The 17,074-nt window shown below is 38.7% G+C and carries 15 protein-coding genes; 3 read left to right on the top strand and 12 right to left on the bottom strand.

The window, feature by feature from the left end; genetic code table 11:
- Positions 1-756 precede the first annotated feature (756 nt).
- Positions 757-2,937 (bottom strand): GGDEF and EAL domain-containing protein, encoded by a 2,181-nt coding sequence (locus IEV35_RS02740; protein WP_188383162.1) that lies wholly within the window; start codon positions 2,935-2,937, stop codon positions 757-759.
- A 269-nt stretch (positions 2,938-3,206) separates the two neighbouring features.
- Between IEV35_RS02740 and IEV35_RS02735 the strand changes: the two genes are divergently transcribed.
- The gene (locus IEV35_RS02735; RefSeq protein WP_188383161.1) at positions 3,207-3,659 is read left to right on the top strand and encodes a threonine/serine exporter family protein; all 453 of its coding nucleotides are present in this window, start codon (positions 3,207-3,209) and stop codon (positions 3,657-3,659) included.
- 27 nt (positions 3,660-3,686) lie between these two features.
- Here the strand turns inward: IEV35_RS02735 and IEV35_RS02730 are convergent, their stop codons facing one another.
- The 7 genes from IEV35_RS02730 to IEV35_RS02700 all read right to left on the bottom strand — a co-directional run bounded on the left by IEV35_RS02730 (position 3,687) and on the right by IEV35_RS02700 (position 9,550).
- A complete protein-coding gene (locus tag IEV35_RS02730) occupies positions 3,687-5,000 on the bottom strand; it encodes a hemolysin family protein (protein WP_188383160.1) in 1,314 nt (437 codons plus the stop codon).
- Positions 5,001-5,203: 203 nt separating this feature from the next.
- Entirely contained in the window at positions 5,204-5,494 is a 291-nt protein-coding gene (locus tag IEV35_RS02725; protein ID WP_188383159.1) for a hypothetical protein, read from the bottom strand.
- 234 nt (positions 5,495-5,728) lie between these two features.
- Positions 5,729-6,148 (bottom strand): 3-hydroxyacyl-ACP dehydratase FabZ, encoded by a 420-nt coding sequence (gene fabZ / locus IEV35_RS02720; protein WP_188383158.1) that lies wholly within the window; start codon positions 6,146-6,148, stop codon positions 5,729-5,731.
- A 132-nt stretch (positions 6,149-6,280) separates the two neighbouring features.
- On the bottom strand, positions 6,281-6,805 hold the full coding sequence (locus IEV35_RS20375; RefSeq protein WP_308419757.1) for a DNA-directed RNA polymerase subunit beta: 525 nt from the start codon (positions 6,803-6,805) through the stop codon (positions 6,281-6,283).
- 82 nt (positions 6,806-6,887) lie between these two features.
- Complete coding sequence (locus tag IEV35_RS02710; RefSeq protein ID WP_188383157.1) at positions 6,888-7,709, bottom strand: flagellar hook-basal body protein; 822 nt, start codon at positions 7,707-7,709, stop codon at positions 6,888-6,890.
- 21 nt (positions 7,710-7,730) lie between these two features.
- Entirely contained in the window at positions 7,731-8,525 is a 795-nt protein-coding gene (locus IEV35_RS02705) for a flagellar hook-basal body protein (RefSeq protein ID WP_188383156.1), read from the bottom strand.
- Positions 8,526-8,548: 23 nt separating this feature from the next.
- On the bottom strand, positions 8,549-9,550 hold the full coding sequence (locus IEV35_RS02700; protein WP_188383155.1) for a rod shape-determining protein: 1,002 nt from the start codon (positions 9,548-9,550) through the stop codon (positions 8,549-8,551).
- Positions 9,551-10,555: 1,005 nt separating this feature from the next.
- On the opposite strand from IEV35_RS02700, the gene IEV35_RS02695 reads away from it, so the two are divergent.
- Positions 10,556-11,584 (top strand): nuclease-related domain-containing protein, encoded by a 1,029-nt coding sequence (locus IEV35_RS02695; RefSeq protein WP_188383154.1) that lies wholly within the window; start codon positions 10,556-10,558, stop codon positions 11,582-11,584.
- Positions 11,585-12,163: 579 nt separating this feature from the next.
- On the opposite strand, the gene spoIIID is transcribed toward IEV35_RS02695, so the two are convergent.
- From spoIIID to spoIIQ, 3 genes are all read right to left on the bottom strand, one after another.
- Positions 12,164-12,439, bottom strand: coding sequence for a sporulation transcriptional regulator SpoIIID (spoIIID, locus tag IEV35_RS02690; RefSeq protein ID WP_188383153.1), 276 nt, complete (start codon positions 12,437-12,439; stop codon positions 12,164-12,166).
- 658 nt (positions 12,440-13,097) lie between these two features.
- A complete protein-coding gene (locus tag IEV35_RS02685; protein WP_229740615.1) occupies positions 13,098-14,153 on the bottom strand; it encodes an AimR family lysis-lysogeny pheromone receptor in 1,056 nt (351 codons plus the stop codon).
- 267 nt (positions 14,154-14,420) lie between these two features.
- Positions 14,421-15,299, bottom strand: a complete 879-nt coding sequence (gene spoIIQ / locus IEV35_RS02680; RefSeq protein WP_188383152.1) for a stage II sporulation protein SpoIIQ — start codon at positions 15,297-15,299, stop codon at positions 14,421-14,423.
- 176 nt (positions 15,300-15,475) lie between these two features.
- Between spoIIQ and IEV35_RS02675 the strand changes: the two genes are divergently transcribed.
- Complete coding sequence (locus IEV35_RS02675; RefSeq protein WP_188383151.1) at positions 15,476-15,865, top strand: hypothetical protein; 390 nt, start codon at positions 15,476-15,478, stop codon at positions 15,863-15,865.
- Between the two features lie 70 nt (positions 15,866-15,935).
- On the opposite strand, the gene spoIID is transcribed toward IEV35_RS02675, so the two are convergent.
- On the bottom strand, positions 15,936-17,069 hold the full coding sequence (gene spoIID / locus IEV35_RS02670) for a stage II sporulation protein D (RefSeq protein WP_229740614.1): 1,134 nt from the start codon (positions 17,067-17,069) through the stop codon (positions 15,936-15,938).
- Between the last annotated feature and the right edge of the window lie 5 nt (positions 17,070-17,074).

Genomic DNA, 17,074 nt, shown 5'->3' with positions numbered 1-17,074 from the left:
GAGTGACGGTTGTTCTTCTTTTTTCTCTCCTACGGGCACTCATAGGGATGATGAGTGACGGTTACTCTTCTTTTATCTCTGCAACGGTCACTCATAGGGATGATGAGTGACCGTTGTTCTTCTTTTCTCTCTTCTACGGGCACTCATGAGGCTGATGAGTGACGGTTGCTCTTCTTTTTTCTCTGCTACGGGCACTCATGAAGCTGATGACTGACGGTTGCTCTTCTTTTCTCTCTGCTACGGGCACTCATGAGGCTGATGAGTGACGGTTGCTCTTCTTTTCTCTCTGCTACGGGCACTCATAAACGCGATGAGTGACCGTTACTTCTCTTTTCTGCTTCCTACCGTCACTCATACTACTAATGAGTGACCGTTGCTCTTCTTTTCTCTCTTCTACGGGCACTCATAAACGCGATGAGTGACCGTTACTTCTCTTTTCTGCTTCCTACCGTCACTCATACTACTAATGAGTGACCGTTGCTCTTCTTCTCTCTCTCCTACGGGCACTCATGGGGCTGATGAGTGACCGTTACTTCTCTTTTCTCCTTCCCACCGTCACTCATACCACTAATGAGTGACCGTTGCTCTTCTTTTCCTTCTCCTACCGGCAATCATAAACGCGATGAGTGACCGTTACTTCTCTTTTCCTCCTCCATACCGGCACTCATAACCTCAATCAGCAACATCCACGCTCTTCCCTCGCCCCCAGCCACACCCAACAAAAAAAGAGAAACCCCTTCCCTTGGGATTTCTCCTTTATTTCACTTTATTTCCTTTGATTAACCGATCTTGCTCGACCTTCACTGGATCTGGCTCTAGTACACCTGTTACAAGTAATTTCTCAAAGTCAGCAACTGGAACTGGTTTAGAGAATAAGTATCCTTGGATAAAGTCACAGTGGCGGTTTCTTAAGAAACGGTATTGGCCGTATTCTTCTACCCCTTCTGCGATGATTTTCATCCTTAGTCCTTTTGCCATTTCCATGACGGAACCAACAATGATATTATCTTTTTCCACTTGACCATCTCGACTTTGAATGAATACTTGATCAATTTTTAATGTATCTGCTTGGTACTCACGTAAATAATTTAATGAAGCAAAGCCTGTTCCAAAATCATCAATTGCGACACGTACCCCAAGCTCTTTCAATTCGGCTAATGTGGTGAGGACACCTTTTTCACTTTTTAATAAAGAGCCTTCTGTGATCTCAACCCCTAAGTAGTTAGCGGAAACATGGAATCGGTCCAATTGTCGTTTCACATATTCGGTAAATCCCTTTTTCATTAACCGAATTGGAGAGATATTAACTGAAACAGTTGCTATGTTTAATCCTTTATCTAACCATTGTCTTATTTGCCAGCATGCTTTTTGGACGACCCAATCACTGATTTCACTAATGAGGTGATTTTCTTCCGCGATTGGGATGAACTCCCCTGGCGAAATTAAGCCCCATTCTTTATGGTTCCAGCGAATTAGTGCCTCGGCACCAACGATGGTTCCTGTTTTTGTTTCAACAAGTGGCTGGTAATATAATTCAAATTCTTCCTTTTCCAATGCGGCTATCATATCTTTTTCAAGTGCTAGTTTCCGTTGAAAGGCTGTATCTTTGGAATAGGAGTATAATCGGAATGTATTTCTTCCAATTTTTTTCGCATGACTTAATGCGGTGTGTGCCTTTTCCATTAATACTTCACGGGTATCCCCGTCTTCTGGATAAAGACTTACTCCGACACTTGTCGTCATATTAATTTCGTATTCATCAATTAGTAACGGTTGTTTAATATCATGAATTAAATTCTCTGTTATCGAAATAATGGCATCTTTTGATTCATAATCTTCTAGAAGAATGATAAAATCATTGCTTCGTAACCGGGCAATAAAGCTATTATCAGGTAGAATCAATGATAGTCTTGTTGCAATCGTTTTTAAAACTTCATCTCCTACTTGATACCCTAATGAACCATTGATAACGGAAAAACGATCTAAATTTAAGAACAGTAATGCAAAACGATTTTTCTCTCGGAAAAGATGAGCTAACTTTTCATCTAAGCTTCGTTGATTCGGTAATGTCGTTAAAATATCATGGTTAGCAGAATACTTCAGTTGCTCTTGCATCATTACTTCATCAGTAATCTCTGTTTGCATACCAAAAATATGGGTAATTTCCCCATGTTCATCTGTGTATGGTGCGGTGTGGCATGTCAGCCATTTAACTGTTCCATTGTTGCACGTAATTCGGTAGCGAATATAGACTGGCTCCAATTTATTTAATGCTTCTACTGCAGATTTTAAGACTGTTTTTCGATCTTCTTGATGTACGAATTGATTAATAACTTGTTTAATGTCTAGCTGATCTTCGTGAAAAGTTTCAAATGGATATTCATAGAGGTCTGCTAATCCCTTAGAAGCATACACGAGCTTGCCACTTTTCACTTCACTTACCCAAACACCAATATGTAAATGATCAAAGATTAATTTAAATCCTTTGTTTTCACTTTTCATTGCTAATTGTTCTAATCTTTGAATCGTCTGATCCTGAATAATTAGCCCAACCCCATTGACTTGCTCATGTTCCCCTTTTATTGGGATAAACTGCATATTAACATATGTTTTGTTATGAATAAATTCAACCTCACAGTGGGCTTGGCTTCCTTGGACACTCTTTTGAAATGCTTTTTGTATGTTATCATATGAATTTTTATGTACGATTTCTTTTAACTCTACTAGATTCGAAAAATCTGCCATCGCATGAAGTCGCGTTGTGTTTGTTGCTAATCGTTCTCCCTCTAGAGACAACACGATGAGAATATGCGGAGTGTTATTGCCTAGTGACGCGTAATAATTCAATAGATTCATAGCATCGTCGCGACTAATGTCGTTTCTGGAGCTATTCTGCTGAAAAAGCAATCTTAATAGATTCGTTTCGGTCTTAACCATGATAGCTCTCCTTTGAACAGTAAATGAAAGAGTATACATTTCTATCTAAATTATAGTATAAAGGCATTTTATTTCAAACAGTTTTCGTAATTTTTCGGCTTTATTTCGTTATTCGAAATATCAAAAAAGGAACTATATTCCAGTATTTGGTAAGAATATTCGGATTTAGCCTATTTTGTCATGAAAAACTGATTTGCAATTGCAGGAGTCGATAGATTTCGTATACAATAGGATTCATTAATGGTGAACGTGAATTGGAGGTTTTCGACATGGAGATTGCCGCTCAGCTCGTTACTAGTTTTATCGCGTCAGCAGCTTTCGGTATTTTATTCAATGCACCAAAAAATGTACTTATCCAATGTGGATTTAATGGAATGGCTGGGTGGATTGTCTACTTTTTGCTTGTGCAAGAAGGAATGGATTCCGTTCCAGCAACGATACTTGCAGCCATGCTAGTAGCTATCATTAGTCGTTTCTTTTCTAAACGATATAAAACACCAATTATCATTTTTAATGTGTCGGGAATTATTCCACTCGTACCTGGTGGAATGGCATATAATGCGATGCGGAGTTTTGTTCAACATGATTATATAAACGCGGTTCAGTACTCTGCGAAAGTCATGTTACTTGCAGGAGGCATTGCGATGGGGCTTATGTTTTCGGAAGTCATTAATCAAATTATTATAAAAACAACTGGGAAAAAGAAACGGACACAATTATAGTCCATCAGGTGAAGGAAAGGAGCTTGTTTACTCCTTCTCCTCTTCCTCTTTCACTTCTCTTGTAATCATTACTTTATCCACACGGACACGGTCCATGTCTACGACTTCAACAATGAATTCTTCTATTAGGATCTTATCACCGACTTTTGGAATATCTCCTAAATAGGTCGTAATGTATCCACCAAGTGTATGTGCTTCACTTCTTAATTCTTCTAATTCATCAATATCAAAATATCGTTTAAACGTTTCTACTCCAATTAATCCGTCGGCTAACCAAGAGTTATCATCTCGTTGCACGATTTGTGGGTCAATATCTTCTAGTGATGGCATTTCCCCTACGATACTTTCAATAAAGTCATGTAACGTTACAAATCCTTCAATTCCACCATATTCATCGATAACGACTGCTTGATGCATACCAGAATCCTTTACTTTCTCTAACGCTTGAAACGCCATCATTGCTTCTGGTAACACGAGCGCTTTTTCCACACAATCATTTAATTGGAATGACTCACCTTTAATGAGTCTAGTAAAAACATTTTTCTTATGAATAATGCCACGAAAATTATCGAGACTCCCTGCTCCAACCGGAAATGCAGAATGAATACTTTCGCTCATCAACTGTAAATTTTCTTCCAGTGGATCTTCTAAGTCAATCCACTCTAAATACGTTCGTGGTGTTAAAATATCTCCTAATCGTTGGTCTCCCATATAAAAAATCTGCTCGACCATCTCATGTTCTATTTCATCCACAACCCCACTGTATACACCTTGTTCAATTAGTTGAGTTATCTCCTCTTCTGTCACATCTGGTTCGTTGCTTTTCTTAATTCCAAATAGTTTCAGAACAAATTCAGTTGATTTACTTAATACCCAGATAAGTGGCTTTCCTACTTTGGAGAAATAGTACATCGGTTTTGCTACTTTTAGCGCCGTTTTTTCCGGATCATTTAACCCGATTCGTTTCGGAACTAACTCACCAATAATTAATGATAAATACGTCGTCATTGCAATGACAATAAATAAACTAATTTGCGAACTAAATGGAGCAAGTATTTCTATTTTTGCAATAACAGGGGTTAAATCACTCGCAATGGTCGCACCACCAAATGCACCAGTTACAACCCCAATTAACGTTATACCGATTTGGATCGTTGATAAAAGTTGATTTGGCTCTTCTGCAAGTTTTAAAGCAAACGTAGCACGATTATCTCCATTCTCAGCAATCTTTTCTAATCGACCTTTTCTCGAGGTGACAATTGCAATTTCTGTCATGGCAAAAATACCATTCGCTATAATTAAAATAAGAACAATACTGATCGATACCAGTGGGATGTCCAAGTTGTCTCACCATTCCTTTTATTATAAAACTCATTACATCTAACTTTCGCTCTTCTGTTCGTTCTTATACGATAGAATGGCGATTCGTTTAAAAGTAATTATAAGGTTAAAATTGCAATTCGACAATTTTCAACTCATTTCATGGAACATCCCTACTTATAAAAAAATCCCCTGTTATATTACAGGGGGGCCATTCTTCTTTATTATTTGTTATCTTCGTCATCCATTAATCCATCATTATTATCGGCATCATTTCCATCGTCATCATCTAGATCATCTTCTAGATCCTCTTCAAGGTCATCCATTAGCCCATCATCACCATTATTTCCGTTTTCTAAATCGTTTTCCACACCATTATCATCTTCTTGATTTAATGGCGCTTCATCACCAGCTGGGTCTTCGATCGGATCTTCTTGATCATCGTCTCCACAAGCTGCCATTAGTGATAAGGCAAGTACGGATGTACCAATCTTTATAAGCCATTTCTTATTCATAAGAAATCCTCCTTAAAATAATATATTTCGCAATTAGCTTACCCGTTTGTAATCCATGTAATACTAATTTTTTGTAGAAAATTGTTTTGGGATAAGATGGAGACGGTATTGGATGATTCTGGAAGGGATAATTTTAATATGTTCGTGGATAATTTATAAGGTGTAGTGAAATAGATTTACGCTCATGCAACAAAAAAATGCCACCATTTATCATGGCAGCATATTTGTCATTCATTATTTTATCGCAAAAGTAATTTCTGCTTCACAAGCTAGTTCACCATCTACGGTAGCGATTCCTTTTCCTTTACCAACAGGACCTTTTACTCGGATGATTTCTACTTCTAGCTTTAATTGATCTCCTGGTTTTACTTGGCGCTTAAATCGGCATTTATCAATACCAGCTAAAAAGCCAATCTTCCCTTTGTTTTCTTCTTTTCCAAGCATCGCAATGGCACCAGTTTGTGCTAATGCTTCTACAATTAACACTCCTGGCATGACCGGATATTCTGGAAAATGCCCTTGGAAGAACGGTTCATTGGCAGATACGTTTTTCAGCCCAACAACACGCTTACCTTCATCCATTTCTAATACTTTGTCCACTAATAGAAATGGGTAACGGTGAGGAATTGTACTTTTAATTTCATTGATATCCAAGAGTATACACTCCTTTTTCTTTTATTTTTTTATTATATCAGAAAATAGCGTTACATATTAGTATTTGCTCTTAATATCTGATATAAATTTATAGTCAAATAAAAAACCCGCCTTCTTTTCAGAACAACAGGTTTATCTCTCTTTAAATATAATATCAATAACATGTTGCCACGTTTCCCATTCGAGTGCATCACGTGGTTCGCCATCACCTAGTCCACCAAAACCAAACATTAACCCAAGTGCTAATGCCGCAATAGACAGGGCACTAACAACGATAATACGTAGCCAGATTGGAAAAATTCGTAATCTAGGCTTTTTATTTTTCCGCTTTTCTGCTTTTTGCTTTTTCTTTTGTTGTCTTCTCGTCAGCTTCATGGACTCAGTCATTTCCAATTCAGCTTGCTCGGACCTTTTTCTGCGGCGTTGTTTTTCTTCAGAAACTTCCGGTGTAGTTTTTGGTGTTTCACTTGCTGTTTCCTTTTCTAAGGACTCTTCTTTCACCGAACGTTTTTCCTCGTCTTTTTTCAATTTTGGCACGGGGCTAATAGCTTTCTTCACTTCAACTTCTACCTGTTTATTTTCAGGTGTATTATTGATACGTTCCTCCGTTGGAACCGTTTCTTCGTTCGTTTTTGTGTATTGGTTTGTCGTGGACATAACATCGTTCACCTATTTCCATACATTCGTTTCTGTTTCTACTATAATTTATCGAAATGCATCCGTCAATTACCTTTTACCATTATGTACGCAATTGGTTAACTAACCCCATCATTTGGTCACCCATCGAAATGGTTCGAGCATTAAACTGATATGCCCGTTGTGCAGTGATCAAATCGGTTAGTTCTTTCCCCATATTCACGTTAGACATTTCAAGAGTACCACTAGTCAGTGAAGCTGGAACCGCTTGAATAACATCTGCCTGGTTCAACCCAAGGTCTGCTAAATTCGGTAAACGATATTGATTCGCACCGGCTGCTTCCAGAACTCTAGGACGGACTGCTTCGATAACTGCTAATTGCCCAACAACTTCCGTGTTATTTCCACGCTGTACAGTAATGAAACCATTATCAGCAACATGCAGTGAATCAAATCCATCTGCAAAAGTAATTTGTCCATTCACTCCAAGTACTGGATGACCATCACTTGTCGTCAGCATTACTTGATTATTTTCCAGTGGGCTTAAATAAAAAGCCCCATCTCTCGTATAGCGTGTTTCCGTCACATTATTCTCGGTTACAGATACTTGGAATAAATGATTCGGCTCCAGCAGTGCAAGATCGAGTGCACGTCCTGTTTCTTTCAATGCCCCTGGGGTCAGGTCGATATTTGTTGACCCAAGTTTTGCACCTGAACCAACTCGAACTCCACCAGGTGTTAATCTTCCAACATCATTGTTAGGATCGTTCATGTTATTAATTTGTTGGAATAAAAGCGAGGCAAACTCAGCGTTTTTTGCTTTATAGCCTGTTGTTTGGCTATTGGCTAAGTTATTTCCAATTAAGTCCATCTTTTGTTGAAGTTGATTCATCGTAACTGCTGCTTGAATCATTGCTCTCGACATGACGATCCCTCCTTATGAATTTTATCCAATACGGCCTATTTCACTGACCGCTTTCCCTAAACTTTCATCATATGCTTTTAATACACGTTGATTTAATTCAAATGAACGATATGCATCCATCATTTGGGTCATCGTCTGCACGGCATCTACGTTAGACTGCTCAAGAAATCCTTGTTTCACAGAAAAAGTAACACCTGCTGGGACTTGCCCCGCTTCTCCGTTAAAGAGACCATCGCCTTCTTTTTCCAATTGATTCGCATCAGCTGTATACGCAATTCCAAGCTGGATCGCTTGCTGTCCAACTTGCAGCGTACCATCATCTAAGACGATAAACTCCATTCCACCAGTCTGGATTGGATCTCCACCTGCATCCAACACGTAATACCCTTGTGTCGTTGTCAGATACCCTTCACCATCAACGGTGAAATTACCATTTCTCGTATAACGGACTTCTCCGTTCTCATTTTGCACAGAGAAAAATAAACTTCCCGTCTCATCCGGGAATACCCCATCAATTAAGGCTACATCTGTTAAAACACCAGTTTCTTTTAGTGCACCTTGAATATAGTTCGGAACATATTCCTGCACGTAAACACCGGTATTAATAGAACCAATTTCATTGGCAGTTGATAGCCCTTTTGCTGGTGTACTTCCTGGCCCCATCTGATAGAGTAGCATTTCGGGGAACGCTCGTATTGTTGCTTGGTCTGCCTTATAACCAGGAGTATTCGCATTCGCAATATTATTCGCCAATGCTTCCTGCTGCCTTTGCATCGAAATCATTCCACTTGCAGCTGTATAGAATCCTCGCAACATACAATCACGCCCCCATTTTCAAATTAAATAATTCCTCTACGTTCTACTTTATCAATGTTTTCTAACATAATTCCTGTTCCTCTCGCCACACAATGCATTGGCTCTTCAGCAAGGAATACAGGTACTTTTAATTCTTCCGCTAGTAGTTGATCAATTCCGTGAATTAATGCTCCACCACCAGTTAAAATGACACCACGATCAATAATATCCGCAGATAACTCAGGCGGTGTACGTTCTAGAACGGTTTTCGCACCTTGTACAATCATGTATGCCGGTTCACGAAGTGCTTCTTCAATTTCAGATGAGCGCACCGTAATCGTACGTGGAAGACCTGAAACCATATCACGACCACGAATATCCATTTCTTCTTCACGTGAACCTTGGAATACAGTTGCAATATTTACTTTAATATCTTCAGCTGTACGTTCTCCGATAAGAAGTTTATATTTACGCTTTATGTATTGAAGAATTTCCGCATCAAATTTATCCCCAGCCATTTTAATCGATTCAGAGGTAACAATATCCCCCATCGATAGAACAGCGACATCTGTCGTTCCACCACCAATATCAACGACCATATTTCCACTTGGTTGATAAATTTCCATTCCAGCACCAATTGCTGCTACTTTTGGTTCTTCTTCTAAATAAACTTTTTTACCACCAGATTTTTCTGCCGCTTCCTTTATTGCCTTTTGCTCTACTTTCGTAATGTTCGTTGGGCAGCAAATAAGCATTCTCGGCTTCGACAAAAATCCTTTAACATTAATTTTATTAATAAAATGTTTTAACATCGCTTCGGTTACATCAAAATCAGCAATAACCCCATCTCTAAGTGGCCGTATTGCCTCAATATTTCCAGGTGTACGTCCAACCATACGTCTTGCTGCTTCACCAACCTCAAGAACACGACCAGTGTTACGATCCATTGCTACAACCGATGGCTCATCTAATACAATTCCTTTACCTTTCACATGGATCAACACGTTAGCTGTTCCAAGGTCAATCCCAATATCCCTAGAAAACATCAAAATCCTCCTCGCAAGAAACTTTCCGCACCTGTTAAAAAACACAATGCTCCTTATACATTATAATACCACAAAATTCTACATTAAACTGCAAAATTATCAAAAAAGCAATTTTAATTTTGTTTAAGTGGAGGTGGGTTGGGGAATAGGAGTGGGATGGGGGGATTTGGTGTGGGGGTTGGGTGATTAGCCGTGAGTTTGGGTGATTATGCGCGGATTTAGCAGATTATCCTGAAGTTTGGGCGATTACACGCGGGTTTGGAAGATTATCTCGGAGTTCGGGCGATTACACGCGGGTTTGGAAGATTTGCCTGGAGTTCGGGCGATTACACGCGGATTTGGCAGATTATCTCGGAGTTCGGGCGATTACACGCGGGTTTGGAAGATTAGCCTGAAGTTTGGGCGATTACGCGCGGGTTTGGAAGATTATCTCGGAGTTCGGGCGATTACACGCGGGTTTGGCAGATTAGCCTGAAGTTTGGGCGATTACGCGCGGGTTTGGAAGATTATCTCGGAGTTCGGGCGATTACGCGCGGGTTTGGAAGATTATCTCGGAGTTCGGGCGATTACACGCGGGTTTGGAAGATTATCTCGAAGTTTGGGCGATTACACGCGGGTTTGGCAGATTATCTCGGAGTTCGGGCGATTACACGCGGGTTTGGAAGATTATCTCGAAGTTTGGGCGATTACACGCGGGTTTGGCAGATTAGCCTGAAGTTTGGGCGATTACGCGCGGGTTTGGAAGATTATCTCGGAGTTCGGGCGATTACACGCGGGTTTGGAAGATTATCTCGGAGTTCGGGCGATTACGCGCGGGTTTGGAAGATTAGCCTGAAGTTTGGGCGATTACGCGCGGGTTTGGAAGATTATCTCGGAGTTCGGGCGATTACGCGCGGGTTTGGCAGATTATCCTGGAGTTCGGATAACTTCTAAACTAAGAAAAAAAGGATTTTAACTAATTTTGTCGAATATATAATTCAAGAAATAATTAAGGAGTGAAAAGTATTGAGTACCATAGTGCATTTAAAACGGTACAAGCCGTACAATATTCTATGTTTTGAGGCATTGTTTAGAGCTTTGAAACCACAGTATCGAAACAATCAAGTACTACTCAATGATTTTTCTAATGAAGTTGCAGGTTTTCAAGGTGAAAAGTATACTGACTATATGGTTTCAATTTACCCCCATAAAAACGCACATCTTTTCCGAGGGCTACGACTACGACTCGGCCCCTACCACTTCCAAATGGATACCCTTATTGTTACCAGCACGTTCCTATTAATTTTAGAAACAAAAAACTGGAAAAGCGAAGTTGAATATGATCCTAGCACCCATCAAACTACGCAAAATGATGGTTCTAAGAAAAAGGGATTTAAAAGTCCTGTATTGCAAGCAAATAACCAAAAGTTACAACTTGCAAGTTGGCTTCAAAAACATCGCTTCCCGCCTATACCAATTGAAACAATTGCAGTCCTAAGCAATTCCTCAACCATCTTAACCTATAAAGGTGAATCAAATGAAATCCAAAATAAATTCATTCATCTCGATAATTTACCTTCGATATTTGATCAACATTACACTAACTACACCAAACCGATTGTAAACCAAGCGACTATTACTAAGTTGAATCACATGCTTCGTAAAAGTCATACCCCTTATAAACCTGATTATTTAAGTAAATATGGTATTACTAATCAATATTTAGTAAGAGGAATTGTATGTAATAACTGCGATCACTATCCTTTAATTTACAGCAGTAGAACCTGGCATTGTTCAAATTGTGGTAAAAAGAATAAACTTGCTCATGAACAGAAAATCCTAGATTATTTTCTCCTACATAAGCCAACTATTACAAACAGAGAGTGTAGAGAGTTACTTCAGATTGATTCCCCTAAAGTGGTGTATCGTTTACTGAACTCCATGAATCTTAGATACAGCGGTAAAAATTTAGGTAGGAAATACCTGGCTCCTAAATTGGAAGAATATCCTCAAGAACTTAATTTCCCTATGAAGAGAAATATTTTTCAAAGTTAAAATTGGTTAATGGTTACATTATATTTGGGGTGAATTAGCTGAGATTTTGAGCGATTACACTATTATTTGGAAGATTATCTCCAATTTCGGCTGATTTCAACCACGTTTGGAAGATTATCTCCGAGTTCGGCTGATTACATCACAGTTTGGACGATTTTCAACGATTTCGGCTGATTTCAACCACGTTTGGAAGATTATCTCCGAGTTCGGCTGATTTCAACACAGTTTGGACGATTTTCAACGATTTCGGCTGATTACAACACAGTTTGGACGATTATCACTAATTTCGGCTGATTTCAACCACTTTTGGACGATTATCACCAAGTTCGGCAGATTACATCACAGTTTTGGAAGATTTTCACCGATTTCGGCAGATTAAGATTACACTACACCCCAGCACATAAGCCTGGCTGGCAGATAAACTAAACCACCCCGCCTCAGGTTAAATCCAACCAAACCAAAAAACGCACCTAAACCCTGGTGCGCTTTTTGTCTTGCTTTGACAGATTTCTTTACCATTTCCATGCCAGTTTAAGTATTTTCTACTATTCACCTCCTTAAAGAAGATGAGATCACCATTTACTGTACGGTTGTTGCTTTGGTTTCTTCGCCCGCTTTGTATTTTTTGCGGGTTGCTTCTCCTCCTCGTAGGTGCCGGATGGATTTGTGATACTCTAGTATTTCTTTTACTTTCTGGGCTAATTCTGGGTTAATTTCTGGTAATCGTTCTGTCAGATCTTTATGAACTGTGCTTTTTGAAACACCAAATTCTTTGGCTATCACTCGAACGGTTTTCCGTGTTTCAATGAGATGTTCGCCAATTTTAATTGTTCTCTCTTTGATGTAATCGTGCACACCTTTCGCCTCCCTAGTTGAATATTTCTGAGGTGCTGTTCACGAGACTAGGTGATTCGAAAAATGGCCAAATGATCATTTTTCGATATCCAATCTCATCCATTCCATTAAGATTGGATAGACGTGGCTTTGTGTTGTAGATTCTATAGGAGTTGAGTTACATATGTAATGAGGTGTTGGACATATAGTAAATACAACGATACGAATAGACCATGATGAATGTTAACAATAGAATTTTTTCACGAACAATATGTAATCAAGCAAATATGGTGCAATATAAAGAGCCACTTAAGCTCTCACCTCAGACTTGACTAACTGCTTGGTTTGTAACATTTTATTATCGTAAGTGGCAGAATATGAATAAAATTGAGTGGAAAGACAGATGGACAAGAAGTTTTTTTATTTTATTTAGAATTTTCCTACATATGGTTATAAAAAAAGAAAAAACCTATACAAAGATATGTATAGGCTTTTCGTTTAAATTTAGAATCTAAAATGAATATTTAATCTAATTCCCCATAATCTGGGTCTGCGAATAATGAGCTAGTAGGTGAAACGAAAGTGAAAATTAATACAAAAGCTAAGATAAATATTGTAGCAAAAGTTTTTAATTTTTCCATCTTATTCCTCCTCCCTCATTACAATTAAATCTTTATGTTTAAAGATTCTTGATAGCATTCATTGGTAATCGACTAAAGAAGTAGTCACTTCTTTCGACAAACATGCTACAGGATTCAGATAATATATTTTTGTCTTGTTTCGCAAGTCCCATATAATACATACGAAATGGACTTGTATGATAAATATCCTCCAATAATGTAATTGCTTTTTCATTATTTCCCCTAGCAATTTCTATATGGGCTTGTTCACTAATATCAGTGGAACTTACTCCAGTTGTACGCTTAAAATGAGCAGCGATAAAGGGCATATTTCTTTGTTCAATAGAATGGATCATCTTCGTCATATTATTTGCTTTGGAAATTTTCAGAGCTTCCTTAAGGTGGTACATTGCTTGGTAGTACGTTTCAAACGTATAGGTTAAACTTAAATTTATATTTAACCCAACTTTCGTGTGCGGGCTATTTGTTTGATTTAATGCGCGGAAGGCATATTTTCTGGCCATAATCAATTCATTACGTTTCCAATAATACATAAATAATTTTTGATACAATCGTAGGTTAAAACTAGTTAAGATAAAATTATCTTCTATTTGATCAAAAAGTTGTTGTTGTTTTTCTAAAAAGTTGCCAATCATTCCAAACTCTAGTTCACTATTGTACGTATCCACTATACTAAGTTCGATTAAGCATGTTAATTCTGGGTCTGGGGATTGAATATTTCCTAGCCGTCTTCGTAATTCCCACATTGGGTATTTCCTTTTACGGCGATCTAGCATGATTTGATATACTTCAGCCCATTTACGATTTGCATCAAATAGAGATTCCCTATTTTTGGCGATTAAAATTTCTAAGTCTTGGTAAAAACCATTCATATATAGAAATTCCAACCCTTTTTTCTGTACATCAACCGATGTTGATTGAAGGCAATATTTTCTTATTAAATCTAATGCCTCCTGTTCACTATGTTCTTGAGAAACTAGTAACATCACTTGCTCCATAGTTAATTCGATTTTGTCAGTGATATCTGTCATGTACTCCGGGATGAGGCCTATGTCTGAATTATTCATTTCTTGCAATTCCGTCCTTTCAACCATTTGCTAAATCCGATCATTCGAGCAACATGTCATATTTAAAAGTAAATTATCGTAATCTTAAGTTGTAATATATTAAATTCTAGTGTTTTCTAACAATTTAATAGTAACATAATAATCTATCAAAAAAAGGTATAATCGTTCGACATATTTCTTAGCAAAGAAATGTTAAATCCTGTAAAACCCCAGTATTAGCAAGCATTAAGTGTCGATAATAGTAGAAACAAACAAAAAAATCCTAGCATTTTAATTTGCTAGGATTCTTTCTTTTTACTCATTTGATTCCGCGTCTGTACCTTCTGATTCATCGGATCCTTCATTGTCTCCGTTATCGGAAGAGTTATTCGCTTCGTCTTCAGAGTCACTTTCAGAACTCTCGTTTTCTTCCTCATTCACATTTTCAGAATCTACTTCTTCTGATGTAATGCTAGATGTATCTTCTTCTTCTGAAACATCTTCTGCATCACTTTCATCAAGCTTACTTACTGGTTGATTAAAGAATTCTTCTGGGTTATATACTTGTTCATCTTTTCTAATTTCAAAGTGAACATGTTTTCCATTGTTCTTCCCAAAGATATTCTCACCAGCTGTTCCTAAAACATCGCCTTGCTTGACTTCATCGCCAGGATTTACAGCAACTTCTCCTAGACTAGCATAATACGTTGTTACATCATTACCATGTGATAGAATAACGACATTACCTAGTAAAGGATCTTCCTTCGTGTCCACAACAGTTCCGCTTAATGCTGCAAGTACATCAAATGCCTCACCATCAGGGTAGACGATATCAACACCTGTACTTTGATAATAGCGGTTGTTATGAAGAATCAGTGCACTTTCCTGGTCTTCCTGGGATGCATCGTAATCATAGAATTTTGTTACGATTTGCGCTTTTTCTTGGTCACCTACAGGCATCTTCACAATTTCCTGTGGATCCATTACTGGTGCAGCATCCCCATCATGTGGATGTGGAGTATAATTGTCCCCCGCTTCGTTCCCTGCATCTGGTAGTTGATTGTCAATATTTTGATACCAGATAACCGCCGCTAATAAAAGTGCAGCAATCGTTAAGTATACTGCAGGGAAAAACCATTTTTTACGAAAAATTGATTTGGCACCTTTTTTTGGTGCTCTGTTTTCCTCTTTCATTAAATCATCACCTCAACAACCATTCTGAACAGAAAAGAGAAAATCTATACATCTTCTATCACTTTTTTTAAGATTTCATGCATTTTTTATTTATTATTGGGGATATTAAGCGTTTTACCGGAGATTTTTGGGTGGCGGTAGTGGAGATTAGTAGAATGGTTGGGGGGAGTCGATGATTGGTTTGGGTGATTATATGCCGAGTTTGGGTGATTAATTCACTTTTTGGGGCGATTGTAGCCCAGTTTGGCAGATTTATCTCGTTTATGGTCGATTACAGCCCGGTTTGGCAGATTCGCTACTTTTACGGGCGATTACAGCCTCGTTTGGCAGATTCGCTACTTTTACGGGCGATTACAGCCTCGTTTGGCAGATTTACCACCTTTCCGGGCGATTACAACCCAGTTTGGCAGATTCACCCCAATTTCCGGGCGATTACAACCCAGTTTGGAAGATTCACCCCACCTTTCCGGGCGATTACAACCCAGTTTGGAAGATTCACCCCAAATTTCGGGCGATTACAATCCAGTTTGGCAGATTCACCACTTTTATGGGCGATTACAGCCTAGATTGGCAGATTTACCTTCATTCTACTTCCTATACAAAAAACAGCCCTCCATCTCCATGGAGAGCTACCTTCTACTTCATTACTAATGCTGGGGCGGCGATGTCTAGTGTCGTGATTTCTACGTCTTTATAGTAGTATTTGATAATGTCTTCGTATGTTTTTCCTTCTTGGGCCATGCCGTTTGCGCCGTATTGGCTCATGCCGACGCCGTGGCCGTTTCCGCGTGTTGTAAAGATGAGATAATTATCTTTTTGTTCAATTGTAAAGTCGTTCGAGCGTAATTCTAGTTTCTCTCTTACTTCTCGCCCTGTAAATTGGTTGCCAGCTAGATTTAATTCGGCTATCCGATTACTTTCTGTTCGAGTGGATTCGATTACTAAATTCTCATTATCTGGTAAATCGATGTCGAGAGCCGCTTCCACTTGTTCAAATGTAAATGTTTCTTGGTCGACATAGTAAGGCGAGATTTCATCCCACGGGCTTGGCACACTTCGTAAATATGGGATTTCCGTTATATAGTAATCTTCGGAGTTCTCCGTGAAGCCGTTACTAGTTGAGAAGAACTGTGGATCAATTGGCTTTTCATTATAAGTAATAATTTGCCCTTTTGTTTCTGACACGGCCTGGCTAATTTTCTCCATATTTTTGTTGTAGTTTGCTCCCCATTTGGCACGAAGCTCGGTGTCATTCTTATATACTTGATCGAATATGGTGTCGGTTACGTCTGAGTCTGCATTTTCTTCTTGGTACAACATTTTATTGACAATATAGGTTCTAGCTGCAAGTGCTTGTGCTTTTAATGCTTCCTTTTCAAACTCAATTGGCATCTCGGAAGCAACAACTCCGGAGACATAAGTCTCTAGTGGAACATTTTCGATTTGGTCAGTCTGTGTTCGCATGACCGCAACTTCAACTGCCGATTCTTCTGCCAATACCTCTTCGTATTTTGGCGGCTGATCCACTGATTTTGAATGAACTTCATTATTGGAAATGAACGGTAAAACAATCAAGGTTGGAACAGCTAGAATAATAAATGACAAGCCGATGACAAATGTTGCTGGCCATTTCCATTCGAAGCGCCCTTTCGGTGACATTTTTGGCTTTGGACTTTTTTTCGTTGCAAAACGGTGGTGAAGTTGCTTAGTGGAACTTTTTTTCTTTTTTAATTTTTGAATGTGCTTCATCGTATATTTCTGTTTTTTCAAAAGGC

Source organism: Ornithinibacillus halotolerans (assembly GCF_014637405.1).
Classification (GTDB): domain Bacteria; phylum Bacillota; class Bacilli; order Bacillales; family Amphibacillaceae; genus Ornithinibacillus; species Ornithinibacillus halotolerans.
This window is presented reverse-complemented; position numbering and strand designations above follow the sequence as displayed.